The organism is Pseudomonas sp. N2-3-1-14 (genome assembly GCF_041228395.1).
Taxonomy (GTDB): domain Bacteria; phylum Pseudomonadota; class Gammaproteobacteria; order Pseudomonadales; family Pseudomonadaceae; genus Aquipseudomonas.
This window is the reverse complement of the sequence record NZ_CP166199.1, coordinates 839,473-864,246: the sequence shown is the minus strand read 5'-3', so window position 1 is coordinate 864,246 and position 24,774 is coordinate 839,473. Positions and strand designations below refer to the sequence as shown.

Here is a 24,774-nt window from a genome sequence, read left to right as displayed (position 1 = left end):
CCAACCAGCCGGCCATTCCCATGATCGAACCCAAGCGCGTCCTGCGCGCCCTCGCCGAACACTGGGCCTTACTTGAGCCACTGTGCGAACACTTCGACCAAGGCACCTTGAGCCTTGGCGAACTGCGCGCGCAACTGGCCGCCCAACAACTGGACAGCACGCCCCAGGACATCACCAGCCTGCTGGACGTGTGGATTCGCCTGGATATCCTGGTGCCTGTCGCCAAAAGCCCGAACCGTTTCGAGCTCAACGCACAGATCCACGACTTCCTGGCCTATCTTCGCAAGGAGCACCGGCTTGGCCTGTGCCTGGAAATCGAAGCCTACCTGCGCCACCTCGAGCGCCTGGCCGGCTACATTCAGGACGCTTTCGACATCCGCGATGGCCACGACCTGGCCCGCCAGCTGCGCCTGCTGGACATGCGCGTACGCGATGTATTGAAAAAACTCGCCAACGATGAGCAAGCCCTCGCGGCCGTGGCCGACCGCGCCAAGACCAGCGACCGGCAGATCCCGTTGCGCCAGCGTTACGCCGAAGTGCTGGCGACCTGGGACGAATACGTCGAGCCGATGATCCAGCTGGTGAACGCCGACGGCGCCTTCGAGCAAGGCGTGCGCAAGGTCGAAAACGTGCTGTTGCGCATGCTCACCGAGCAACAACGCCTCGGCCACCTGGTCGATGACGACATGCTGCTGCGCACCCACGCGCGCATCCTCGAAATGCAGACCAGCGCCCAACTGACCTTGCGTCATGCGCGCGAATTGCTGCTGCCGCTGCGTGAAGAAGCGCGCCGGCACAACGCCGTGACCCGTGGCGCCGCGCTGGCCTTGTCGGCCATCCGCCGTAAAGGCCTGGACGCCGTGCCGCAAGCGGCGATACCGATGTTCACTCGGCCGCAAAGCACCTTTCTCGGCAGTGCCAGCCAGGTCGAGGCGTATGTGTACGCGCTGGCGAATTTCGAGCCGAAACCGGCGCGTTTCCCCAAGGCGCACAAATCCCACAAGGGCGACGCCCAGCGTGCACCGCGCACGGTCAAGGAAATGCTCGAGCGCTGCGAAGATGCGCTGCCGATGCCAGACCTGATGACCTGGCTGCTGGAGCAGGAACCGGACGGCGCCACCGACGAATTGTTGTACTGGTTCTCACGCCTGTCCCGTGAAAAACGCTTCAAGCGCGAACGCCTGGAACGCCGCGACTACCACACACACGAGCACCAGGTCAGCCTGCGCTCATTCGCCCTGCTCCCGGCCGGCGCTGATATGGCCGAGAATTCTGCGAGTACACCTCATGCATCTTGATCTATCCGAACTGTCCCAGCTGGCGCCGATCTTTCGCGAGCTGTTCAAGGGTTACCACGTCAGTCGCCGCGACCCGGAGCTGTACGCGCAACTGTCGAACTTCCAGGACCAGTACCGCACGCTGTTCAAGGCGCTGGGTTTTGAACTGGTGTGCGATACACGCGGCTTCTATTACTTTGTGCCGGACTCGGCGATTGCCAGCGCGCAAGTGAACAAGACCGCCCAACGCCTGGCGCTGTTCACCTTCATCCTTGTCGAGCACCTGGCCGACCAGGGCCGCGACCCGATCGCCGTGCTCGACGGCGGCAGCCTGGGTCGTGACGAATTGCCGTCGTTGCTGGAGAAGTACCGCGACCTGTTTATCCAGGCCGAAGTGCAGACCCAGGAAGAACTTGAAGAAAAAATCATGCGCCGTATGACCCAATTGGGTTTTGCCAGCGAAGACAACGGCGTGTATCGCTTCCTGCCGCCGATGCACCGTTTCCTCGACGTGTGCCTGTCGGTGCAGCAGGACCGCGACCTCGCCGCCAGTGTGCACAGCGTGCTGCCTTTGCCGGTGCCGGTGATCATCGACGAAGACAGCGATGAAAAACTGCTCAAGACCGACGACCCGCTGGACTTGAGCGACTTTGACGAAGAAAGCGAAGAAGACGCCCTGGCCCGGGCCATTGCCGAAGAACAGGAGACCGACGCATGAGCAAGGAACGCTACGGCATCCGCCGCTTCGCCCTATTGAACACCGCCGGTTACAGTTTGGGCCTGTTCCCGCTGGAAGAACCGCTGTCGGTGTACGGCGCGAACAACCTGGGTAAATCCGCCTCGATCAACGCCCTGCAGTTCCCGATTCTGGCGCGCATGTCGGACATGAGTTTCGGCAAGTACACCCTGGAGCAATCGCGGCGCTTCTACTTTGCCACCGACACCAGCTACATCCTCGTGGAAGTCTCGCTGCCCCACGGCCCGCACGTGATCGGCGTGGTCGGGCGTGGCCCCGGCGGTGGTTTCGGGCACCAGTTCTTTGCCTATGCCGGCAAGCTGGACCTGGCGCATTACCAGAAAAACGACACCTGCCTGCGTCAGAAAGAGCTGTTCACCAACCTCGAGCGCGAAGGCCTGAAAGCCTACGAGCTCAAGCCGGACGAACTGCGCCGCTTGCTGGTGGGCGGCCACACGTCGATCCCGCTGGACCTGACCCTGATTCCACTGCGCTCTACCAGCGAGCAGAGCCTGAAGACCTTCCGCGCACTGTTTATCAACCTGCTGCACATGCGCGAAATCACCGCCGCCAAGCTCAAGCAATTGTTCCTGGATGCCTTCGAACACAGCCTGCGTTCCGGCAGCGTGGACTACATCGCGGCGTGCGAAGAAGCCTTCCGCGATGTACGACGCATGGAGCAGGATTACAACTCGCTGGTGGCGGCCGGCCCATTGGTTGAGGCGTTGGCCAATGGCGTTCGGCAGCGCGATGTTCTGCGCGGCAAACTGCATCGCCTGTCGCCCTTGCTGGATTCGTTGCTGGGCACCTGGTCGGACTACGCCAGTGCGCGCAAGGAAGAGCTGACGATCCAGGCCGAGCATTACCGCAATGAGCAGGACGCGCTGCAAAACGATCAGCGCGGTGGCACCCAGGAGCTGATGCGCCTGGAGCGCGAAATCAGCGGCATCCAGCGTTGGCTGGGCGAGCTGTCGGTGCTCAAGCATCGCTTCGCCCTGGTGGATGACGTCAAGGTGCTGGAGCAGCAACTGCTGGCGGCCAAGGATGCCCACGATGAATTGGCGGGCGCCCTGGCGCAGTCGCGGCAGTTCAGCGCCGAGGATTTGGACGAGCGCTTGCGCGATCTGGAAAAACGGCTGAAGTCGGTCAAGCAGCAGCTCGACCACGCGGACAACAATAGCTACGCCAAACTGCGCGAAGAGTTTTCGCAGCAGGATGTCGAGCGTCTGATGCGCCTGTTCAACAGCTCGTTGTTCAGCCTGCCATTGGGCGAGCACGGCATTACGCTGGATGAGGACGGCCAGTGGGTCAAATCCCTGGAGCAGATCCTCGACGGCTTCAAAGGCGAGCGCTTCGAAGTGCCAGGGCTGTCCATCGACATCTCGCACATCGAGCCACCGGCGTTGCAGGCCCTGGCGGACCGCGCGGCATTGCGCGACCAGAAAGAGCGCCTGGAAAAAGAACTCAAGCAACTCAAGACCCAGCAAGCCGTGGCCTCCGACCGCGCAGCGAGCAAGACCCAGACTGAGGCGCTGTACCAGCAAGTGCTGGATGCGCAGAAGGCACTGGAAGACTTCCGTCGCGCCCAGACCCTGAGCGCTGAAGAAGGCGAGAAGCTGGAAAACCTGGCGCAAATGGAAGCCGCCCAGGATGAGTTGAAGCGCTCCAGCGACGCCTTCACCGAACGTGTGCAGCAACTGTCGGCCAAGCTGCAACTGGTTGGGCGCCAGATTGGCGACATGGAGGCCAAGCAACGCACGCTGGATGACGCGTTGCGCCGTCGCCAGCTGCTACCGGCAGACCTGCCGTTCGGCACGCCGTTCATGGACCCGGTCGATGACTCCATGGATAACCTGCTGCCGCTGCTCAATGACTATCAGGACAGCTGGCAGGGTTTACTGCGCGCCGATGGCCAGATCGAAGCCTTGTATGCGCAGGTTCGCCTTAAAGGCGTGGCCAAGTTTGACAGCGAGGATGACGTCGAACGTCGCCTGCAACTGCTGATCAACGCGTATGCGCACCGCACTGACGAAGCCCTGACCTTGGGCAAGGCGCGCCGTGCAGCCGTCACCGATATTGCGCGCACCCTGCGCAATATCCGCAGCGACTACGACAGCCTGGAACACCAGTTGGCCTTGTTCAACCGCGAGATCAACAAGCGTCAGGTTTCCAACCTGCAAAGCTTCCGCATTGTGCTGGCGCCGAACAAGGAAGCCCTCAAGCATATCGACCAGATCATCCACAGTGCCGGTCAGTATGAAGAAGGCGAGACGTTGTCGGTGTTTGACCTCAGCCAGAGCGCCGAGCAAGACAACAAGAACGAGGAAGCCAAGGAGTACCTGGCGCGCCTGGTAGCCGCCAACCATAACCAGTTGGGCCTCAAGGACCTGTTCGAGCTGGCGTTCGAGATCACCAAGGTGCATGGCCAGCCGGTGATTCACACCGACATCGACGGCGCGGCATCCAACGGCACCACCATGACCATCAAGGCGCTGACCAACATGTACTTGTTGCTGCACTTGATGGACCGTGATCAGGCCGGGCGTGTGCGTTTGCCGTATTACCTCGATGAGGCAGCGGACATCGATGAGAAGAACCAGGCGGCGCTGCTGGAAACCAGTTTGCAGCTGGGTTTTGTGCCGATTCTGGCCAGTGTGAAGCCGCAGGTGTCCGCCCAGGTGGCGATCGACCTGGAAGGTGGCAGTGGGCCGAACGGCATCTACATTGACGAGGCGGACTGGAAGTACATCCGTCGTCACGATGCGGTGAAGGCGACCGTGAATGTGCAGGCGGATGAGCCGGAGCTGGATGAGGTTTGATCCACTGAGCTGAAATGCAAAAAGGCCCCTGGGTGAGCACCCAGGGGCCTTTTTTTCGCCTGTGATGGCCTCTTCGCGGGCAAGCCCGCTCCCACAGGTGAACGCATTTCTACAGGATAAATGCGCTTGAATGTGGGAGCCGGGCTTGCCCGCGATGGCCGCGCCTCGGTTTATTTGCCGAGCGAAATCTTAGGCGCCCAGGTCAGCCATTCATCTTCAAACTTGTCGAACAGCGGGAAGGTCTGCTGCGGCCGGGCAGCATTGCCCATACGCTCGCCGTCTGGCGTGGCGAAAGCGATACCGCCGGCGACCAGCGTCTCCAGGGATTCAGTGCGCACCGTCGCGCCTTTGAACAGGCCGAAGTCGAGACCGAAACCGCTGGTGTTCCAGAAGCGGCTGCCGCTGCGCACCAGTGGCGCGTACTTGGGCTCGATCAAGATATGGATCAGCACGCGGTCGGCGGTCTGCCCCAGCTCGTAGCCGGTGACTTTGCCGACGGTGACCTCACGGTAGGTGACCGGAACGCCTTCCTTCAACGAGCCACGGCGTGCCGCGCTGAGTACCAGGCTCAGGCCTTCCGCCTGACGGGCCGCCTCCGGTGGCTTGTCCAACGCGACGAAACTCTTTTGTGGGCCGGCGTTTTTCGCGGATGGCTGCACCTCGATGTACTGGCCCGTGACCAGGGTTTCCAGGTTCGAGGTTTTCATCAGGCCCAATTCAGGTTTGACCACCCAGAACTGGCTGCCGGCGCGGGCGATCCGATCGGCCACTTGGGTGATGCGCGCGCTGAGCAACACCGACTGCATATCGGCACTGAGGTCGACGCTCTCGATCTTGCCCACGTCCAGGCCTTTAAAGCGTACCGCGGTGCCGGGGCGCAGGCCGTCGGCGCGATCGACCTTGATGGTCACCAGCGTGCCGTGTTGATTGGCGGCTTCGCGATCGGCAAACAGACGGAAGCGCGGGATACGTTTTTTCAGCGGCACGTTCGGTTCCGGGGTCTCGAAGGCAATACCGCCGGCCATCAAGCTGGCCAGGGATTCACTTTTGACCTGGATGCCACCGGTGAGCCCGCCCGTCAGCGTGACGCCGCTGGCATTCCAGAAGCGCGTCGAACCGTTAACCAGGTTTTCGTATTCCTTTTCGATGTGAACACCGATTACCAATTGCTTGTTCTTGCGCGAGAACTGGTAGCTCTGTACCGAACCCACCTTGACCTGTTTGTAGAGGATCGGGCTGCCGACATCCAGCGAGCCGAGGCTGTCGGTGAACAACACCATGTGCAGGCCGGGGGAACGCAGGTCCAACGGTGGTGCCTTGGCCCGAGCGACGAATTCGCGCTGCGGCGCACTGCCTTTGTCGCCAGGGCGAATAGCGATGTAGTTACCTTTGACCAGCGCTTCCAGGCCGGTGATACCGGCAAGCGAGATGGACGGTTTGACCACCCAGAACTGGGTGTCTTGCACCAGGTAGTCTTCGGCAAGCGGGTCGAGGGTGAGCTCGGCATTGGCGCTGGACAGGTCGGGGTCAATCTTCAGGGTTTTCAGGCTACCGACCTGAATACCTTTGTACATGACCGGTGTGCGCCCGGCCTGCAGACCTTCGAAGTCGGTGAGTTTGACCTTGACCTTGAGACCGGCCGCCGCTGCGTCGAAGTCTTCGTATAAGCGAAACGGCAGGCTTGGATCGGTGGGAGGGCTGTCCTTGCGGTTCTCGGGTGTGGCGAAAGCGATGCCGCCGGCAACGATGCTCGAGAGAGACTCGCTGCGCACCTTCACGCCGGAGAGGTTGGCGTCGATGCTGATGCCGCTGGCGTTCCAAAAGCGCGTATGTTTGCGCACCAGGCTGGCGTAAGTGGGCTCGATGTAGACCTTGATCTCGACCGTACTCTGGTCTTCGGACAACAAGTAGCTTTTGACCTGGCCAACCTGAATCTGCTTGTAGAACACCGGGCTGCCACGGTTGAGCGAGCCCAGGCGATCAGCCTTGATGGTCAGGTGCAAGCCGGGCTTGGCGTCGGATAAAGGCGGCTCTTCGGAAAGGGCCTTGAACTTGCGGGACGGCTCGCCGTCGCCAGGGCTGGCCGCAATGTAGTTACCCGAGACGAGGGTTTCCAGGCCGGTGATACCGGCGAGGCTGACACTGGGTTTGACCAGCCAGAAACGGGTGTTGGTCTTGAGGTATTGCTCCACATCCTTGTTCATCTCGATGGTGGCGATCACCCCGCGATTGTTGCCCTCATCGTCCAGGGCCAGGGTCTTGACCTTGCCCACGGGCATGCCTTTGTAGACCACTTCGGTCTTGTTGGCCTGGATGCCTTCGCCACTTTCAAAGCGCACCTGAATCTCGATGCCTTGTTGGGAATAGGCACGCCATCCCAGCCAACCACCGATGATCAGGGCTATCAGGGGCAACACCCAAATGGCCGACCAGTTGGAGGCCGGGCGGGTTTTAGCTTTTGGCAAATCACTCATGGTCGTCGTCCGACTCCGTGTTGTCCCAAATCAGTCGGGGATCAAAAGTTACTGCGGCAAGCATCGTCAAGATCACCACACTGGCGAACGCTGCAGCACCGAGATTAGCCTCGACACTGGCAAGTCGCCCAAAGTTAACAACCGCTACCAGGATGGCGATCACGAAGATATCCAGCATGGACCAGCGGCCAATGAATTCGATAAAGCGGTACATGATAATCCGTTGTTGTGCGGACAGCGGCTGGCGACGCTGCACCGAGAACAACAGCAGGCCAATGCCCACCAGCTTGAATGTCGGTACAAGAATACTGGCAATAAACACCACAGCAGCAATGGGGAACATGCCGTGCTGCACCAGCTGGATCACGCCGGCCATGATGGTACTTGGATCGCCCTGGCCAAGGGAGTTAACGGTCATGATTGGTAACAGGTTGGCGGGGATATACAGGATCGCCGCCGTGACCAGTAACGCCCAGGTACGCGTAAGGCTGTTGGGACGACGGGCGTGGATCAGCGCACCGCAACGGGTGCAGAGCTGCTCATCGGTGTCGGCCTCTTGCTTGTTCAGCTCGTGGCATTCGGTACAAATCAGAATGCCTGCATCAATCGCCCGCATGATCATCCTCTCCTGACAACGCTTGCCAGATCTGGTGGGGCGACATCACCACCTCAAGCAGCACCTGAACCATTAATAGACTGACGAAACAGATAAGCCCCAGGCCGACCGTGATGGAGGCCATATCGGCGAGTTTGACGATCGCCACCAGCACGCCCATCAGGTAGACCTCCAACATTCCCCAGTCTTTCAAGTGATGGTAAATGCGGTAGAGCAATAACCCATAGCTGCGGCCGATCTTCCAGCGAATGCTCAGCAGCACAGCCAACTGGCAGAGCAATTTGAGCAATGGAATGCCCATGCTGCACAGAAACACCACTGCGGCGACGCCTTGCATGCCGGTATCGAACAGACCTACAACGCCGCTCCAAACGGTGTCCTCTGAGGACTGCCCGAGTAGATTGAGCTGCATGATGGGTAAAAAGTTCGCGGGGATGTACAGCAATAACGCGGCAATTACCAAGGCGAGGCTTCGCTCAACGACATTGTAGCGGTGAGCATAGAGCTCGTAACCGCAGCGTGGGCATTGAGCCTTTTCGCCTCGAGCGAGCGTGGGCTTGCGCATCAGCAAGTCGCACTCATGGCATGCCACCAGATCGTCCAGGGGTAAATCCGACACCGCTGGGGTATCAACCGGATCGGGCATAGTTAGGGCTCGAACTCTAAAAAAGGTTAGGTGCCTATTCTAATGGTCTGGTTCAGAAATAACTGTGCAAATTTGTCGGCCGGGATTGAGTCGCTGGTCGAGGGGGCGGTCGCGGCAAGCGGCGCGAATAATGGGATGACGGAGCGTCCGCTGATATTGGCGATCTCGGGGAGAAGGTTGGGCTTTCGCTCGATATCAGAACGTTCGCGTTATTCGGAGAATGCGCGTTTTGCTGGCGTTCGTTGCCAGCACGCTTGCACCTGCGCTTTTCGACCGCCCAAAACAAAGCCCCTGTTTGCGTTAGCAAACAGGGGCTTTGGAATTTAATCTTGACGATGACCTACTCTCACATGGGGAAACCCCACACTACCATCGGCGATGCATCGTTTCACTGCTGAGTTCGGGATGGGATCAGGTGGTTCCAATGCTCTATGGTCGTCAAGAAATTCGGGTACTGAGTCGTGACCATGCGGTCTCGCTTCAGCAAATTGGGTATGTGACAGCTTTCGGTGTTTTGTGAGGTTCGAACTTTCGGTTCATTTCGTCTTCACACACCGCAATCTGGTGCTCTTTCGCTTTTCAGCTTGAAGCAAGCAAATTGCTTGGGTGTTATATGGTCAAGCCTCACGGGCAATTAGTATTGGTTAGCTCAACGCCTCACAGCGCTTACACACCCAACCTATCAACGTCGTAGTCTTCGACGGCCCTTCAGGGAACTCAAGGTTCCAGTGAGATCTCATCTTGAGGCTAGTTTCCCGCTTAGATGCTTTCAGCGGTTATCTATTCCGAACATAGCTACCCGGCAATGCCACTGGCGTGACAACCGGAACACCAGAGGTTCGTCCACTCCGGTCCTCTCGTACTAGGAGCAGCCCCTCTCAAATCTCAAACGTCCACGGCAGATAGGGACCGAACTGTCTCACGACGTTCTAAACCCAGCTCGCGTACCACTTTAAATGGCGAACAGCCATACCCTTGGGACCGGCTTCAGCCCCAGGATGTGATGAGCCGACATCGAGGTGCCAAACACCGCCGTCGATATGAACTCTTGGGCGGTATCAGCCTGTTATCCCCGGAGTACCTTTTATCCGTTGAGCGATGGCCCTTCCATACAGAACCACCGGATCACTAAGACCTACTTTCGTACCTGCTCGACGTGTCTGTCTCGCAGTCAAGCGCGCTTTTGCCTTTATACTCTACGACCGATTTCCGACCGGTCTGAGCGCACCTTCGTACTCCTCCGTTACTCTTTAGGAGGAGACCGCCCCAGTCAAACTACCCACCATACACTGTCCTCGATCCGGATAACGGACCTGAGTTAGAACCTCAAAGTTGCCAGGGTGGTATTTCAAGGTTGGCTCCACGCAGACTGGCGTCCACGCTTCAAAGCCTCCCACCTATCCTACACAAGCAAATTCAAAGTCCAGTGCAAAGCTATAGTAAAGGTTCACGGGGTCTTTCCGTCTAGCCGCGGATACACTGCATCTTCACAGCGATTTCAATTTCACTGAGTCTCGGGTGGAGACAGCGCCGCCATCGTTACGCCATTCGTGCAGGTCGGAACTTACCCGACAAGGAATTTCGCTACCTTAGGACCGTTATAGTTACGGCCGCCGTTTACCGGGCTTCGATCAAGAGCTTCGCGTTAGCTAACCCCATCAATTAACCTTCCGGCACCGGGCAGGCGTCACACCCTATACGTCCACTTTCGTGTTTGCAGAGTGCTGTGTTTTTAATAAACAGTCGCAGCGGCCTGGTATCTTCGACCGGCATGAGCTTACGGAGCAAGTCCTTCACCCTCACCGGCGCACCTTCTCCCGAAGTTACGGTGCCATTTTGCCTAGTTCCTTCACCCGAGTTCTCTCAAGCGCCTTGGTATTCTCTACCCAACCACCTGTGTCGGTTTGGGGTACGGTTCCTGGTTACCTGAAGCTTAGAAGCTTTTCTTGGAAGCATGGCATCAACCACTTCGTTAACTAAAAGTTAACTCGTCATCAGCTCTCGGCCTTAAGATCCCGGATTTACCTAAGATCTCAGCCTACCACCTTAAACTTGGACAACCAACGCCAAGCTGGCCTAGCCTTCTCCGTCCCTCCATCGCAATAACCAGAAGTACAGGAATATTAACCTGTTTTCCATCGACTACGCTTTTCAGCCTCGCCTTAGGGACCGACTAACCCTGCGTCGATTAACGTTGCGCAGGAAACCTTGGTCTTTCGGCGTGGGTGTTTTTCACACCCATTGTCGTTACTCATGTCAGCATTCGCACTTCTGATACCTCCAGCAAGCTTCTCAACTCACCTTCACAGGCTTACAGAACGCTCCTCTACCGCATCACTTACGTGATACCCGTAGCTTCGGTGTATGGTTTGAGCCCCGTTACATCTTCCGCGCAGGCCGACTCGACTAGTGAGCTATTACGCTTTCTTTAAAGGGTGGCTGCTTCTAAGCCAACCTCCTAGCTGTCTAAGCCTTCCCACATCGTTTCCCACTTAACCATAACTTTGGGACCTTAGCTGACGGTCTGGGTTGTTTCCCTTTTCACGACGGACGTTAGCACCCGCCGTGTGTCTCCCATGCTCGGCACTTGTAGGTATTCGGAGTTTGCATCGGTTTGGTAAGTCGGGATGACCCCCTAGCCGAAACAGTGCTCTACCCCCTACAGTGATACATGAGGCGCTACCTAAATAGCTTTCGAGGAGAACCAGCTATCTCCGAGCTTGATTAGCCTTTCACTCCGATCCACAGGTCATCCGCTAACTTTTCAACGGTAGTCGGTTCGGTCCTCCAGTTAGTGTTACCCAACCTTCAACCTGCCCATGGATAGATCGCCCGGTTTCGGGTCTATTCCCAGCGACTAGACGCCCTATTAAGACTCGCTTTCGCTACGCCTCCCCTATTCGGTTAAGCTCGCCACTGAAAATAAGTCGCTGACCCATTATACAAAAGGTACGCAGTCACAGAACAAAGTCTGCTCCCACTGCTTGTACGCATACGGTTTCAGGATCTATTTCACTCCCCTCTCCGGGGTTCTTTTCGCCTTTCCCTCACGGTACTAGTTCACTATCGGTCAGTCAGTAGTATTTAGCCTTGGAGGATGGTCCCCCCATATTCAGACAAAGTTTCTCGTGCTCCGTCCTACTCGATTTCATGACTAAGAGATTTTCGCGTACAGGGCTATCACCCACTATGGCCGCACTTTCCAGAGCGTTCCGCTAATCTCAAAGCCACTTAAGGGCTAGTCCCCGTTCGCTCGCCACTACTAAGGGAATCTCGGTTGATTTCTTTTCCTCAGGGTACTTAGATGTTTCAGTTCCCCTGGTTCGCCCCTTACACCTATGTATTCAGTGTAAGGTAACCATCTTATGATGGCTGGGTTCCCCCATTCAGACATCTCCGGATCAAAGTCTGTTTGCCGACTCCCCGAAGCTTTTCGCAGGCTACCACGTCTTTCATCGCCTCTGACTGCCAAGGCATCCACCGTATGCGCTTCTTCACTTGACCATATAACCCCAAGCAATCTGGTTATACTGTGAAGACAACATTCGCCGAAAATTCGATAATACTCAATTACGAGTAACTCACAAATTTTACCTTAGCCTGATCCGTTACCAGTGAAAGTAACGTTCAGTCTATCTTTCTATCACATACCCAAATTTTTAAAGAACGATCTAATCAAAGACTAGAAATCAACATTCACCATCACCTGGATGGAATGCTCATTTCTAAGCTTTCAAAACTTTCAGAAGCAGTAGTGGTGGAGCCAAACGGGATCGAACCGTTGACCTCCTGCGTGCAAGGCAGGCGCTCTCCCAGCTGAGCTATGGCCCCGTATTTCTACAGGCGTTTCCCACACAAAATTGGTGGGTCTGGGCAGATTCGAACTGCCGACCTCACCCTTATCAGGGGTGCGCTCTAACCAACTGAGCTACAGACCCAATTTCGGGCTGCTTCTTATCGTCTTCTTCAATGAATCAAGCAATTCGTGTGGGAACTTATGGAGCAGCTGATGTCGTCGATTAAGGAGGTGATCCAGCCGCAGGTTCCCCTACGGCTACCTTGTTACGACTTCACCCCAGTCATGAATCACACCGTGGTAACCGTCCTCCCGAAGGTTAGACTAGCTACTTCTGGTGCAACCCACTCCCATGGTGTGACGGGCGGTGTGTACAAGGCCCGGGAACGTATTCACCGCGACATTCTGATTCGCGATTACTAGCGATTCCGACTTCACGCAGTCGAGTTGCAGACTGCGATCCGGACTACGATCGGTTTTATGGGATTAGCTCCACCTCGCGGCTTGGCAACCCTCTGTACCGACCATTGTAGCACGTGTGTAGCCCAGGCCGTAAGGGCCATGATGACTTGACGTCATCCCCACCTTCCTCCGGTTTGTCACCGGCAGTCTCCTTAGAGTGCCCACCATTACGTGCTGGTAACTAAGGACAAGGGTTGCGCTCGTTACGGGACTTAACCCAACATCTCACGACACGAGCTGACGACAGCCATGCAGCACCTGTCTCAATGTTCCCGAAGGCACCAATCTATCTCTAGAAAGTTCATTGGATGTCAAGGCCTGGTAAGGTTCTTCGCGTTGCTTCGAATTAAACCACATGCTCCACCGCTTGTGCGGGCCCCCGTCAATTCATTTGAGTTTTAACCTTGCGGCCGTACTCCCCAGGCGGTCAACTTAATGCGTTAGCTGCGCCACTAAAAGCTCAAGGCTTCCAACGGCTAGTTGACATCGTTTACGGCGTGGACTACCAGGGTATCTAATCCTGTTTGCTCCCCACGCTTTCGCACCTCAGTGTCAGTATTAGTCCAGGTGGTCGCCTTCGCCACTGGTGTTCCTTCCTATATCTACGCATTTCACCGCTACACAGGAAATTCCACCACCCTCTACCATACTCTAGTCAGTCAGTTTTGAATGCAGTTCCCAGGTTGAGCCCGGGGATTTCACATCCAACTTAACAAACCACCTACGCGCGCTTTACGCCCAGTAATTCCGATTAACGCTTGCACCCTCTGTATTACCGCGGCTGCTGGCACAGAGTTAGCCGGTGCTTATTCTGTCGGTAACGTCAAAACACTAACGTATTAGGTTAATGCCCTTCCTCCCAACTTAAAGTGCTTTACAATCCGAAGACCTTCTTCACACACGCGGCATGGCTGGATCAGGCTTTCGCCCATTGTCCAATATTCCCCACTGCTGCCTCCCGTAGGAGTCTGGACCGTGTCTCAGTTCCAGTGTGACTGATCATCCTCTCAGACCAGTTACGGATCGTCGCCTTGGTGAGCCATTACCTCACCAACTAGCTAATCCGACCTAGGCTCATCTGATAGCGCAAGGCCCGAAGGTCCCCTGCTTTCTCCCGTAGGACGTATGCGGTATTAGCGTCCGTTTCCGAACGTTATCCCCCACTACCAGGCAGATTCCTAGGCATTACTCACCCGTCCGCCGCTCTCAAGAGAAGCAAGCTTCTCTCTACCGCTCGACTTGCATGTGTTAGGCCTGCCGCCAGCGTTCAATCTGAGCCATGATCAAACTCTTCAGTTCAAACATCTTTGGGTTTTTAAGAAACCCTAAACTTGGCTCAGCAATCGTTGGTTACATCTTTGATTTCTCGCGGAGTAACTTGTGATGCTGATAATCTTGTTGACTATCAGTCTGACTCCACAAGCACCCACACGAATTGCTTGATTCAGTTGTTAAAGAGCGGTTGGTTAAGATCTTTCGTCTCAACCGAGGCGCGCATTCTACAGCAGCCTCATTTGCTGTCAAGTGATTATTTTCAGAAGTTTTCGAAGATTTCTTCAACAACTTCAACCACTTGCGCTTCCGATCTCTCGTTAGCGGGAGGCGAATTCTACAGCGTTACACGCTGCTGTCAACACCTCTTTTTCTCCGCTTTCGACCGAGAAGATCGAAACGTTAATAGAGCCAAACAACACCGCTCTACCAACTCCTTCTGGGCTTCGATGAACTGAAGCAACTCGCTGTCGAATCTCGCGTAACTCTTTGTTTACCAAGGAGTTTTCCGTTTCGACTGCGTCGGAAGTGGGGCGAATTATAGACTTCCAGAATCTGCCGTCAACACCTTTTTTCACATTTCTGTCATATCGGTCAATAAAGCCCCAAAAACGACAAAGCCGGCCCCAAGGGGCCGGCTTTTATTCCGCCTTACAGGCTAGGAAAGGCAAACTGCGACGCTTCATGGCTGGCCCGTTGCGGCCAACGCTGGGTGATCGCCTTGCGACGGGTATAGAAACGCACCCCATCCGGCCCATAGGCATGCAAGTCGCCAAACAGCGAGCGCTTCCAGCCGCCGAAGCTGTGATAAGCCACCGGCACCGGCAGCGGGACGTTCACCCCGACCATGCCCACTTCAATCTCGTCACAGAACAGGCGCGCCGCCTCACCGTCACGAGTAAAGATGCAAGTGCCATTACCGTACTCGTGATCATTGATCAGCTGCATCGCCGCTTCCAGGCTATCCACCCGAACCACACACAGCACCGGCCCGAAGATCTCTTCTTTATAGATGCGCATCTCAGGGGTCACACGATCAAACAGGCTGCCGCCCAGGAAGAAACCTTCCTCATGCCCGGCAACGCTCAAACCACGACCGTCGACCACCAGCTTGGCACCCGCCGACACGCCGTCTTCTATATAGCCGCTGACCTTGTCGCGCGCCTGGCCCGTCACCAACGGCCCCATATCCAGGCCGCAGGACGTGCCCGCACCAATCTTCAGCGCCTTGACCTGCGGCACCAGCTTGGCGATCAACGCATCCGCCACCTGATCACCCACACACACCGCCACCGAGATCGCCATGCAACGCTCACCGCACGAACCATACGCCGCGCCCATCAAGGCACTCACGGCGTTATCCAGGTCCGCATCCGGCATCAGCACCGCGTGGTTCTTCGCCCCGCCCAGCGCTTGCACACGCTTGCCGCGCTTGGTCGCTTCGGAATAAATGTATTCGGCAATGGGCGTCGAACCCACAAAGCTCAGCGCCTTGACTTCCGGCGCCTCGATCAGCGCATCCACCGCGCCCTTGTCACCGTGTACCACGCTCAACACGCCTTTAGGCAAGCCGGCTTCCTGCAGCAACTGCGCGATCAGCAGCGTAGAACTTGGATCACGCTCCGACGGCTTCAGGATGAAACAGTTGCCGCAGACAATGGCCAGCGGGTACATCCACAACGGCACCATCGCCGGGAAGTTGAACGGCGTAATACCAGCCACCACGCCCAACGGCTGGAAATCCGACCAGGCATCAATGTTCGGTCCCACGTTACGGCTGTACTCGCCCTTGAGAATCTCCGGCGCCGAGCACGCGTACTCGACGTTCTCGATCCCGCGCTTCAATTCACCCGCCGCGTCTTCCAGCGTCTTGCCGTGCTCTTCGCTGATCAACTGCGAGATGCGTGCTTCGTTTTGCTCCAGCAATTGCTTGAAACGAAACATCACCTGGGCACGTTTGGCCGGCGGGGTATTGCGCCAGGCCGGGAACGCGGCCTTGGCCGAGTCGATCGCCTGTTGAATGGTTTCACGACTGGCCAGCGGCACCTGGTGAATCACTTGGCCGGTAGAGGGGTTGTACACGTCGGCACTCCGGCCGCTGTCATTGACCAACTCACCGTTGATCAAATGCTGGATAAGGCTCATGCAGGGCTCCTGAAAAGGTGTTCTATATAGAAGGAGAAATCAGTCGATCTTGTTCAGCACTTCGCCGACCGCGTCAAACAGACGATCCAGGTCCTGCGGCTTGCTGTTGAAGGTTGGCCCAAACTGCAGCGTGTCGCCGCCAAAGCGCACGTAGAAGCCGGCTTTCCACAAGGCCATGCCGACCTCGAATGGACGCACGATGGCATCACCGTCACGCGGAGCAATCTGGATCGCGCCGGCCAGGCCGTAGTTACGAATGTCGATCACGTTCTTGCTGCCCTTCAAACCGTGCAGCGCATTCTCAAAGTGTGGCGCGACTTCGGCCACGCTCTGCACCAGGTTTTCCTTCTGCAGCAGGTCCAATGCCGCCAGGCCAGCCGCGCACGCCACCGGGTGCGCCGAGTAGGTATAGCCGTGGGGGAATTCCACGGCGTACTCCGGCGTCGCCTGGTTCATGAAGGTCTGATAGATCTCGCTGCTGGCAATCACCGCGCCCATCGGGATCGCGCCGTTGGTGACTTGCTTGGCGATGCACATCAGGTCCGGGGTCACGCCGAAGCTGTCGGCGCCGAACATTGAGCCGGTACGGCCGAAACCGGTGATCACCTCGTCGAACACCAGCAGGATGTTGTGCTGATCGCATATCTCACGCAGACGCTTGAGGTAACCCTGTGGCGGCACCAGCACGCCAGCGGAGCCGGCCATCGGCTCAACAAACACGGCGGCGATGTTCGACGCGTCGTGCAGTTCGATCAACTTGAGCAGCTCATCGGCCAAGGCGATACCGCCCTGCTCCGGCATGCCACGAGAAAACGCATTGCTCGCCAGCAAGGTGTGAGGCAGGTGATCCACATCCATCAAGCCCTGACCAAACAGCTTCCGGTTACCGTTGACGCCGCCAAGGCTGGTGCCGGCGATGTTGACACCGTGATAGCCACGGGCGCGGCCGATCATTTTGGTCTTGGTCGCCTGGCCCTTAAGGCGCCAGTAGGCGCGCACCATCTTCACCGCGGTATCGGCGCACTCGGAGCCGGAGTCCGTGAAAAACACGTGGTTCAGATTGCCCGGCGTCAGGTCGGTAATCTTTTCTGCCAGCTGGAACGACAGCGGATGGCCGTATTGGAAGCCCGGGGAGTAGTCCAGGGTGCCCAGTTGCTTGGCGACCGCTTCCTGGATTTCCTTGCGGGTGTGCCCGGCGCCGCAGGTCCACAGGCCCGACAACGAGTCGTACACCTTGCGGCCCTTGTCATCGGTCAACCAGCTGCCTTCGGCGGCCACGATCAGGCGCGGGTCACGCTGGAAGTTACGGTTGGCGGTGTAGGGCATCCAGTGCGCATCCAACTTCAATTGGCTGGCCAGGGACGTAGGGGCGTTTTCGGGCATGTTCATCAGCAAAACCTCGCAGGGCAAAAGGCAGCGTCGGGATTGAAAAGCGTTCTTGCAGCTAAATTGCCACGGGGATAAAGTCGGTGAAATTCAACTTTTCTAACCTTCAGTCAGGCCTTCACTAAACTATGAGCAGCCGTCGACCCGACCCCCTGGCCCAAGTCAGTGACTTCGATATCCGCCTGTTGCGCATCTTTCGCAGCGTGGTGGAGTGCGGCGGCTTCTCAGCAGCAGAAACCGTGCTCGGCATTGGCCGCTCGGCCATCAGCCAGCAGATGAGCGACCTCGAACAGCGCCTGGGATTGCGCCTGTGCCAACGCGGGCGTGCCGGTTTCTCACTCACCGAAGAAGGCCGCGAGGTCTACCAATCGGCCCTGCAGCTATTAAGTGCCCTGGAAAGCTTTCGCACTGAGGTCAACGGCCTGCACCAGCATTTGCGTGGCGAGCTGATCATCGGCCTCACCGACAACCTCGTCACCCTGCCCCACATGCGCATCACTCACGCGTTGGCACAGTTGAAGGAACGCGGCCCGGACGTGCAGATACAAATCCGCATGATCGCCCCCAATGAAGTCGAGCAAGGCGTACTCGACGGCCGCCTGCATGTCGGCGTTGTCCCCCAGGCCAGCGCGCTGTCGGGCCTGGAATACCAGCCGCTGTACAGCGAACGTTCGCTGCTCTATTGCGCGGTGGGCCACCCGCTGTTTTATGCCGACGACAAACAACTGGACGACACCCGCCTCGACAGCCAGGACGCCATCGCCCCCACCTTCCGCTTGCCCGCCGAGATCCAGGCCCATTACCAGGCACTCAACTGCACCGCCAGTGCCTCGGACCGCGAAGGCATGGCGTTCCTGATCCTCACGGGTCGCTACATTGGTTACCTGCCTGACCACTACGCCAGCCTGTGGGTGCAACAAGGCCGACTGCGTGCGCTGAAACCGACTACACGTTTTTACGATTTGAGCCTCGCATCGGTCACGCGCAAGGGCCGTCGCCCTCATTTGGTGCTGGAAAGCTTTCTCGAGAGCCTTGCGGCAACGCGCTAGCTCGGGCCTTTTGGCAAAAGCTGAGCAACTGGACAGCTTTTTGCAAGGCACAAGGACCTTGAACCGTCCGCCCTGAGTTTGCCCGCCATGCCACCAGAAACCTCCAGCCCCAGCGACCTGATCTACGGCCTCAACGACCGCCCAAAACCCATCCCGGCAATACTGGCCGCCGCGCAACACGTGCTGGCGGCGTTCGTCGGCATTATCACGCCGCCTTTGATTATTGGCTCCACGCTGGGCCTCACCGCCCATTTGCCCTACCTGATCAGCATGGCGTTGATGGTCTCCGGCGTCGGCACCTTCATTCAGGCACGCAGGCCATTTGGCATCGGTGCCGGGATGATCTGCCTGCAAGGCACCAGCTTTGCGTTTCTCGGCGCAGTATTGTCGGCAGGCTTTCTGGTCAAGCAACGCGGTGGCAGCCCGGAAGACATCATGGCGATGGTCTTCGGCGTGTGCTTTTTCGGCGCGGCGGTACAGATCGTGCTGAGCCGCTTTATCGGCCAACTGCGCCGAGTGATCACGCCCCTGGTCACCGGGATTGTGATTACGCTGATCGGCATCAGCCTGATCAAGGTGGGCATCACCGACCTCGGCGGCGGCTTTAACGCGCCCGACTTCGGCGCTCCGGTGAACCTGGCGTTGGGCGTGTTCGTGGTGCTGACCATCATTCTGCTCAACCGCTCCAACACTCCGTGGGTACGCCTTTCGGCGATCATCATCGGCTTGGCCCTGGGCAGCCTGGCCGCCTGGTTCAGCGGCAAACTGGTGCCCCAAGCCCTGCCCGACTTGCCCTTGATCAGCGTGCCAATGCCCTTTCGCTTTGGTTTCAACTTTGACTGGAGCGCTTTTTTGCCCATCGCGCTGATTTATCTGATCAGCAGCATCGAAACCGTCGGTGACCTCACCGCCAATTGCATGATTGCGCGCCAACCCATCAGCGGCCCTTCTTATATAAGCCGACTCAAAGGCGGCGTATTGGGCGATGGTGTGAGTTGCATGATCGCCGCTACCTTCAGCGCCTTTCCCAACACCACCTTCGCGCAGAACAACGGCGTGATCCAACTCACCGGCGTCGCCAGCCGTTACGTCGGTTTGTACATCGGCGTGCTGCTGTTCTGTCTCGGCTTGTTTCCGTTGATTGGTGCCGTGCTGCAGCAAATTCCCAAGCCGGTATTGGGCGGCGCCACCCTGGTGATGTTCGGCAGCGTGGCCGCTGCCGGTGTGCGCATCCTTGCCCAGGCGCCACTGGACCGGCGCAGCATGCTGATCATCGCCACCTCGTTCGGCGTCGGCCTGGGCATTGCCGCCCAACCGGACCTGTTGCACTTGATGCCGTCCCTGGTGCGAAACCTGTTCGACTCAGCCATCACCAGCGGCGGCCTGACCGCCATCGTGTTGTGCCTGTTGTTACCGGAAACCAAAGCGACCTGCGTTGGCGCAAACCACGCGCCGGAAAGCGACACGCTGGAACCGCTTTGACGGTTTTATTGCATCGGGACTTGTCTGAGGCTTGAGGGTGGGTTATCTGTGCACACGTCGTCTCTATCGATCAGCACGGAAACCTCCATGAGCCTCGAAGTTCCTGCCCACAGCAACCACGCCGGTAAACCCGCCAGCCGCATTCGGCAAAAGAACGAACAAGCGATTCTGCAGGCTGCTGAAGACGAGTTCGCGCGCCATGGCTACAAAGGCACCAGCATGAATACCATTGCCTCGAGTGCCGGGCTGCCCAAGGCCAACCTGCATTACTACTTCACCAACAAGCTCGGCCTGTATATCGCGGTGCTCAGCAATATCCTCGAACTGTGGGACAGCACCTTCAACGCGCTGACCGCCGAGGACGACCCGGCCGTGGCGCTCACCCGCTACATCCGCACCAAGATGGAGTTTTCCCGGCGTCACCCACAGGCCTCGCGGATCTTCGCCATGGAAATCATCAGTGGCGGCGAATGCCTCACCGAATATTTCAGCCAGGATTACCGCGCCTGGTTCAGTGGTCGCGCCGCCGTGTTCCAGGCCTGGATCGACGCCGGCAAGATGGACCCCATCGACCCCGTGCACCTGATCTTCCTGCTGTGGGGCAGCACCCAGCACTACGCCGACTTTGCCACCCAGATCTGCCGCGTCACCGGCCGCACCAAGCTGACCAAACAAGACATGGAAGACGCCGGCAGCAACCTGATCCACATCATTCTCAAAGGCTGTGGCATCCAGCCCGCCCTCTAAACGAAGCGACTTATGCCTTTCACGCTTACCGGCCTTTGCGAATTTCGTGAAGAAATACGCAAAAGCCGCTTTATTACCCTCGCGGCGCCGATCACCAGCGCGCAAGACGCCCAAGCGTTTTTCGAGCAATACAGCGACCTCAACGCCACGCACAACTGCTGGGCCTGGAAACTCGCCGACCAGTACCGCAGCAACGACGACGGCGAACCCGGCGGTACCGCGGGACGGCCGATTCTGGCCGCCATCGAGGCCCAAGGCTTTGATCAGGTCGCCGTGCTGGTGATTCGCTGGTACGGCGGCATACAACTGGGCACCGGTGGCCTCGCCCGTGCCTACGGCGGCGGCGCGAACAAATGCCTGCAAAATGCCGAGCGCATCGAGCTGATCAGCCGCGTGCCACTGAGCTGCGCCTGCGGCTTTTCCGAGCTGAACCTGGTGAAACTGCGGGTCGCCGAACTGGGCGGGCTGGTGCTGGAGGAAACCTTCACCGCCAATGGCGTGGAGCTGCAGCTGGCACTGGGCGAGGCGGCTATCGACACGCTGCAAACCCAACTTGCCGACCTGAGCCGTGGGCGCATCCTGCTGGCGCGCTGAAACTGCCCACATCTACTGTGCACCTGCCTGTGGATAACCTGAGCACATCCGCCTGTAACCCTTCTGTCATAAGGGCTTACGGGCGCCGGTCATTTTTTGATCAGTCTCCACGGGGACCATCTGCGCGATGCCCCACGCCCCCTCAAACAGCAAAGTGACCCACAGCACCGCCGTCGCGCCCTGCATCAGCGCGTAGAGCTGCCAGGTCGCGAACAGTGCGCGGCCGGCCGCGTCATAGAGGCCAAACTGGCGCTGCGGGTCGCGAATTCGCAGCACTGCCCACACGCACACAATCGAGCCAAGCAAATTGGCCATCAACACATGCGCCGGTGCAAACGCCGGCAACGTCCCCGGCAGGTTCAAACCCTGCAACACGCTGTGCACCAACACAAAGCTCCACGGTGTGACAAACGCCGCGGTCACGATCAAGTCATACCAGGCGCTGGCGCGCACCAGTGTTCGGTATTGGGCAGCGGTCCACATATCGGCAAGCTCCTTGAATTAAGAAGCCAGCAGGCTAAAGCCTGGAGTATGCTCCAGGGTCAAGCCCTTTCGAGCCCGCCCATGCGTATCGGTGAACTAGCCCAGGCCAGCCAGGTCAGCCGCGACACCCTGCGTTTCTACGAGCAGCGCGGGTTGATCGCAGCACAACGCAGCGCCAACGGTTACCGCGACTACCCGCCAGACATGGTGCAACTGGTGCTCTACATCAAGACCGCGCAACGCCTGGGCTTCAGCCTGGGCGAGATCGGTAGCAGCGTCGCCGCCCTGTGGCAGGCGCCCGACCCCGACAGCGCTGTCACGCAATTGCTGCAAGACAAGCTCAACCTGATCGAAACCCGTATCAGCGAACTCGGCCACCTGCGCCAGGAGTTGCAGCAAAGGCTGGGGCAACGTTGTCCACTGAATCCGTGAACCTTCATTCCAAAGGAAGCCTTGCATGTCTACGCCAAAAACCGCACTGATCATCGGTGCCTCGCGCGGGCTGGGCCTTGGCCTGGTCAAGCAATTGCTTCAGGACGGTTGGGATGTGACCGCCACCGTGCGCGATCCGAACAAGGCCGATGCGCTCAAAGCCGCAGGCCCGGTACACGTCGAAAAGCTGGACATGGATGATCAGCAAGCCGTGATCGCCCTGAGCCAGCGCCTCAAGGACCGCACCTTCGACCTGCTGTTCGTCAACGCCGGCGTCAAAGGCCCCGCCAATCAAGAGCCTGGCCACGCCACCCTGGCGGAAGTCGGCCAGCTGTTCTTCACCAACGCCGTGGCACCGATCAATCTGGCCCAGCGTTTTGTCGGGAAGATTCGCAAAGACAGCGGCGTGCTGGCCTTCATGAGCTCGGTGCTCGGCAGCGTGACCATTCCCGACGGTGCGGACCTGGCGCTGTACAAGGCCAGCAAGGCTGCACTCAACTCCATGACCAACAGCTTTATCACCCAACTCGGTGACCAAAAGCTCACCGTGCTGTCGCTGCACCCGGGCTGGGTGAAGACCGATATGGGCGGTGAAAACGCGCTCATTGATGTCGACACCAGCGTGCGCGGCCTGATCGATCAGGTAAATGCCTACACGGGCAAGGGCGGCCATCACTTCGTGGACTACAAAGGCGACACCATCGCCTGGTAATACCACGGATCAAAATGTGGGAGCGGGCTTGCCCGCGAAGACGTCGGCCCAGCCAACCTTAATGTTGACTGGCACACCGCTATCGCGGGCAAGCCCGCTCCCACAGGGGCCCGCTTAACTGAACGGCACTGGTGACTCAAGAGCACCTCGCGCCTACAGCTGGACCGGATCCAGAACTCCACGTAATCTACCGACCTCGCCTCAACCGGCGACCCTGGATCAGCAGACAGGGCAACACTGAGCTGGCAAACCTGAACCCATCATTCAGAGGAGCCGGCCAATGCCTGCGACCCGTATCTGGTTAAAAAACCCCCTCGCGATTTTCACTGCCAATGGCCTCGATGCCCGTGGCGGCCTGGTGCTGCAAGACGGTGTGATCACCGAACTGCTGGGCTGGGGACAAGAGCCTGCCGTGCCCTGCGCACAGGTGTTCGACGCGCGCGAACATGTGATCCTGCCGGGGCTGATCAACACCCACCATCACTTCTATCAGACCCTGACCCGCGCCTGGGCACCGGTGGTCAACCAGCCGTTGTTCCCGTGGCTCAAAACCCTCTACCCTGTGTGGGCCCGGCTGACCCCGGAAAAACTCGCTTTGGCGTCCAAAGTCGCCTTGGCGGAATTGCTGCTCTCGGGCTGCACCACCGCGGCCGATCACCACTACCTGTTCCCTGACGGCCTGGAAAACGCCATCGACGTGCAAGTGCAAAGCGTGCGCGAACTGGGCATGCGCGCCATGCTCACTCGCGGTTCCATGAGCCTGGGCGAAGCCGACGGCGGCCTGCCGCCGCAGCAGACCGTACAACAAGGCCAAGTGATCCTCGACGACAGCCAACGCCTGATCCGCGAATACCATGAGCGCGGCGACGGCGCACAGATCCAGATTGCCCTGGCGCCCTGCTCGCCGTTTTCGGTCACCCCGCAAATCATGCAAGCCAGCGCCGAACTGGCCAACAGCCTCGATGTGCGCCTGCACACGCACCTGGCGGAAACCCTCGACGAAGAAGACTTCTGCCTGCAGCGCTTCGGCCTGCGCACCGTGGATTATCTCGACAGCGTCGGCTGGCTCGGCCCACGCACCTGGCTAGCCCATGGCATTCACTTCAACCCGGATGAAATCGCACGCCTGGGCGCCGCCGGCACCGGTATCTGCCATTGCCCAAGCTCGAACATGCGCCTGGCCTCCGGCATCTGTCCGACCCTGGACCTGCTCGCCGCCGGTGCGCCGATTGGCCTGGGCGTGGACGGCTCGGCGTCCAACGATGCCTCGAACATGATCCTTGAAGCGCGCCAGGCCCTGTACATCCAGCGCCTGCGTTACGGCGCAGAAAAGATCACCCCCGAAGGCGTGCTGGGCTGGGCGACCAAAGGATCGGCGCAATTACTGGGGCGTACGGATATCGGTGAACTGGCCGTGGGCAAACAGGCTGACCTGGCACTGTTCAAGCTCGATGAGCTGCGTTTTTCCGGCAGCCACGATCCGATTTCGGCGCTGCTGCTGTGCGGCGCCGACCGGGCGGATCGGGTGATGATCGGGGGCAAATGGCGAGTGATTGACGGGCAGGTTGAAGGGCTGGATCTGAAAGGTTTGATTGCCGATCACAGCCAGGCGGCGCGACAGTTGATCGCCGGAACCTAAGTCAGGC

The 24,774-nt window shown here is 58.5% G+C and carries 16 protein-coding genes, 2 tRNA genes and 3 rRNA genes; 10 read left to right on the top strand and 11 right to left on the bottom strand.

Annotation, left to right across the window (positions count from 1 at the left end; all coding sequences use genetic code 11):
- Positions 1–20: 20 nt before the first annotated feature.
- Genes mksB through mksF form a run of 3 tightly spaced genes read left to right on the top strand, consistent with a single transcriptional unit; the run spans position 21 to position 4,832 of the window.
- Complete coding sequence (gene mksB / locus AB5I78_RS03915; RefSeq protein ID WP_369302512.1) at positions 21–1,298, top strand: Mks condensin complex protein MksB; 1,278 nt, start codon at positions 21–23, stop codon at positions 1,296–1,298.
- Positions 1,288–1,995: an Mks condensin complex protein MksE gene (gene mksE / locus AB5I78_RS03910; protein ID WP_145165472.1), complete on the top strand. Its 708-nt coding sequence runs from the start codon at positions 1,288–1,290 to the stop codon at positions 1,993–1,995. The genes mksB and mksE overlap by 11 nt, the downstream gene beginning before the upstream one ends.
- The gene (mksF, locus tag AB5I78_RS03905) at positions 1,992–4,832 is read left to right on the top strand and encodes an Mks condensin complex protein MksF (protein WP_106578505.1); all 2,841 of its coding nucleotides are present in this window, start codon (positions 1,992–1,994) and stop codon (positions 4,830–4,832) included. Before mksE ends, mksF begins: the two co-directional genes overlap by 4 nt.
- Before the next feature lie 170 nt (positions 4,833–5,002).
- Here mksF and AB5I78_RS03900 read toward each other — a convergent pair whose 3' ends face one another.
- The 10 genes from AB5I78_RS03900 to AB5I78_RS03855 all read right to left on the bottom strand — a co-directional run bounded on the left by AB5I78_RS03900 (position 5,003) and on the right by AB5I78_RS03855 (position 17,632).
- Entirely contained in the window at positions 5,003–7,306 is a 2,304-nt protein-coding gene (locus tag AB5I78_RS03900) for an MlaD family protein (protein ID WP_369302511.1), read from the bottom strand.
- Positions 7,299–7,922 (bottom strand): paraquat-inducible protein A, encoded by a 624-nt coding sequence (locus AB5I78_RS03895; protein ID WP_242195008.1) that lies wholly within the window; start codon positions 7,920–7,922, stop codon positions 7,299–7,301. Before AB5I78_RS03895 ends, AB5I78_RS03900 begins: the two co-directional genes overlap by 8 nt.
- The gene (locus tag AB5I78_RS03890; RefSeq protein WP_145165466.1) at positions 7,909–8,568 is read right to left on the bottom strand and encodes a paraquat-inducible protein A; all 660 of its coding nucleotides are present in this window, start codon (positions 8,566–8,568) and stop codon (positions 7,909–7,911) included. Before AB5I78_RS03890 ends, AB5I78_RS03895 begins: the two co-directional genes overlap by 14 nt.
- A gap of 327 nt (positions 8,569–8,895) precedes the next feature.
- A 5S ribosomal RNA gene (gene rrf, locus AB5I78_RS03885) occupies positions 8,896–9,011 on the bottom strand.
- 170 nt (positions 9,012–9,181) lie between these two features.
- Positions 9,182–12,072 (bottom strand): 23S ribosomal RNA (locus AB5I78_RS03880).
- A 251-nt stretch (positions 12,073–12,323) separates the two neighbouring features.
- Positions 12,324–12,399 (bottom strand) — tRNA-Ala (locus AB5I78_RS03875).
- A 30-nt stretch (positions 12,400–12,429) separates the two neighbouring features.
- Positions 12,430–12,506 (bottom strand) — tRNA-Ile (locus AB5I78_RS03870).
- 82 nt (positions 12,507–12,588) lie between these two features.
- Positions 12,589–14,125, bottom strand: a 16S ribosomal RNA gene (locus tag AB5I78_RS03865).
- Together the 16S, 23S and 5S rRNA genes with 2 tRNA genes alongside form the textbook arrangement of a ribosomal RNA operon.
- A gap of 624 nt (positions 14,126–14,749) precedes the next feature.
- Positions 14,750–16,243 (bottom strand): CoA-acylating methylmalonate-semialdehyde dehydrogenase, encoded by a 1,494-nt coding sequence (locus AB5I78_RS03860; RefSeq protein ID WP_124416352.1) that lies wholly within the window; start codon positions 16,241–16,243, stop codon positions 14,750–14,752.
- Between the two features lie 39 nt (positions 16,244–16,282).
- The gene (locus AB5I78_RS03855; protein WP_369301491.1) at positions 16,283–17,632 is read right to left on the bottom strand and encodes an aspartate aminotransferase family protein; all 1,350 of its coding nucleotides are present in this window, start codon (positions 17,630–17,632) and stop codon (positions 16,283–16,285) included.
- A 125-nt stretch (positions 17,633–17,757) separates the two neighbouring features.
- Between AB5I78_RS03855 and AB5I78_RS03850 the strand changes: the two genes are divergently transcribed.
- The 4 genes from AB5I78_RS03850 (at position 17,758) to AB5I78_RS03835 (ending at position 21,501) form a co-directional block, all read left to right on the top strand.
- A complete protein-coding gene (locus tag AB5I78_RS03850; protein ID WP_145160389.1) occupies positions 17,758–18,678 on the top strand; it encodes a LysR family transcriptional regulator in 921 nt (306 codons plus the stop codon).
- 87 nt (positions 18,679–18,765) lie between these two features.
- Complete coding sequence (locus AB5I78_RS03845) at positions 18,766–20,160, top strand: uracil-xanthine permease family protein (protein ID WP_369301493.1); 1,395 nt, start codon at positions 18,766–18,768, stop codon at positions 20,158–20,160.
- A gap of 87 nt (positions 20,161–20,247) precedes the next feature.
- Positions 20,248–20,907, top strand: a complete 660-nt coding sequence (locus AB5I78_RS03840) for a TetR/AcrR family transcriptional regulator (RefSeq protein WP_262208895.1) — start codon at positions 20,248–20,250, stop codon at positions 20,905–20,907.
- 12 nt (positions 20,908–20,919) lie between these two features.
- Entirely contained in the window at positions 20,920–21,501 is a 582-nt protein-coding gene (locus tag AB5I78_RS03835) for a YigZ family protein (protein ID WP_369301494.1), read from the top strand.
- Positions 21,502–21,567: 66 nt separating this feature from the next.
- On the opposite strand, the gene AB5I78_RS03830 is transcribed toward AB5I78_RS03835, so the two are convergent.
- A complete protein-coding gene (locus AB5I78_RS03830) occupies positions 21,568–21,984 on the bottom strand; it encodes a hypothetical protein (protein ID WP_145160383.1) in 417 nt (138 codons plus the stop codon).
- An 81-nt stretch (positions 21,985–22,065) separates the two neighbouring features.
- Here AB5I78_RS03830 and AB5I78_RS03825 point away from each other — a divergent pair, with 81 nt between their 5' ends.
- The 3 genes from AB5I78_RS03825 to AB5I78_RS03815 all read left to right on the top strand — a co-directional run bounded on the left by AB5I78_RS03825 (position 22,066) and on the right by AB5I78_RS03815 (position 24,767).
- A complete protein-coding gene (locus AB5I78_RS03825; RefSeq protein WP_106577748.1) occupies positions 22,066–22,416 on the top strand; it encodes a MerR family transcriptional regulator in 351 nt (116 codons plus the stop codon).
- Positions 22,417–22,441: 25 nt separating this feature from the next.
- On the top strand, positions 22,442–23,128 hold the full coding sequence (locus AB5I78_RS03820; protein ID WP_145160379.1) for an SDR family oxidoreductase: 687 nt from the start codon (positions 22,442–22,444) through the stop codon (positions 23,126–23,128).
- A 280-nt stretch (positions 23,129–23,408) separates the two neighbouring features.
- Positions 23,409–24,767, top strand: a complete 1,359-nt coding sequence (locus tag AB5I78_RS03815; RefSeq protein ID WP_145160377.1) for an 8-oxoguanine deaminase — start codon at positions 23,409–23,411, stop codon at positions 24,765–24,767.
- Positions 24,768–24,774: the final 7 nt, after the last annotated feature.

Excerpts from the sequence above, each read along its gene's own strand:
- AB5I78_RS03830 (WP_145160383.1), bottom strand. The coding sequence starts at position 21,984 with ATGTGGACCGCTGCCCAATACCGAACACTGGTGCGCGCCAGCGCCTGG.
- AB5I78_RS03900 (WP_369302511.1), bottom strand. The coding sequence starts at position 7,306 with ATGAGTGATTTGCCAAAAGCTAAAACCCGCCCGGCCTCCAACTGGTCG.
- AB5I78_RS03895 (WP_242195008.1), bottom strand. The coding sequence starts at position 7,922 with ATGCGGGCGATTGATGCAGGCATTCTGATTTGTACCGAATGCCACGAG.
- AB5I78_RS03845 (WP_369301493.1), top strand. The coding sequence starts at position 18,766 with ATGCCACCAGAAACCTCCAGCCCCAGCGACCTGATCTACGGCCTCAAC.
- AB5I78_RS03815 (WP_145160377.1), top strand. The coding sequence starts at position 23,409 with ATGCCTGCGACCCGTATCTGGTTAAAAAACCCCCTCGCGATTTTCACT.
- AB5I78_RS03825 (WP_106577748.1), top strand. The coding sequence starts at position 22,066 with ATGCGTATCGGTGAACTAGCCCAGGCCAGCCAGGTCAGCCGCGACACC.
- AB5I78_RS03820 (WP_145160379.1), top strand. The coding sequence starts at position 22,442 with ATGTCTACGCCAAAAACCGCACTGATCATCGGTGCCTCGCGCGGGCTG.
- mksB (WP_369302512.1), top strand. The coding sequence starts at position 21 with ATGATCGAACCCAAGCGCGTCCTGCGCGCCCTCGCCGAACACTGGGCC.
- mksE (WP_145165472.1), top strand. The coding sequence starts at position 1,288 with ATGCATCTTGATCTATCCGAACTGTCCCAGCTGGCGCCGATCTTTCGC.
- AB5I78_RS03840 (WP_262208895.1), top strand. The coding sequence starts at position 20,248 with ATGAGCCTCGAAGTTCCTGCCCACAGCAACCACGCCGGTAAACCCGCC.
- AB5I78_RS03835 (WP_369301494.1), top strand. The coding sequence starts at position 20,920 with ATGCCTTTCACGCTTACCGGCCTTTGCGAATTTCGTGAAGAAATACGC.
- AB5I78_RS03890 (WP_145165466.1), bottom strand. The coding sequence starts at position 8,568 with ATGCCCGATCCGGTTGATACCCCAGCGGTGTCGGATTTACCCCTGGAC.
- AB5I78_RS03860 (WP_124416352.1), bottom strand. The coding sequence starts at position 16,243 with ATGAGCCTTATCCAGCATTTGATCAACGGTGAGTTGGTCAATGACAGC.
- mksF (WP_106578505.1), top strand. The coding sequence starts at position 1,992 with ATGAGCAAGGAACGCTACGGCATCCGCCGCTTCGCCCTATTGAACACC.
- AB5I78_RS03850 (WP_145160389.1), top strand. The coding sequence starts at position 17,758 with ATGAGCAGCCGTCGACCCGACCCCCTGGCCCAAGTCAGTGACTTCGAT.
- AB5I78_RS03855 (WP_369301491.1), bottom strand. The coding sequence starts at position 17,632 with ATGAACATGCCCGAAAACGCCCCTACGTCCCTGGCCAGCCAATTGAAG.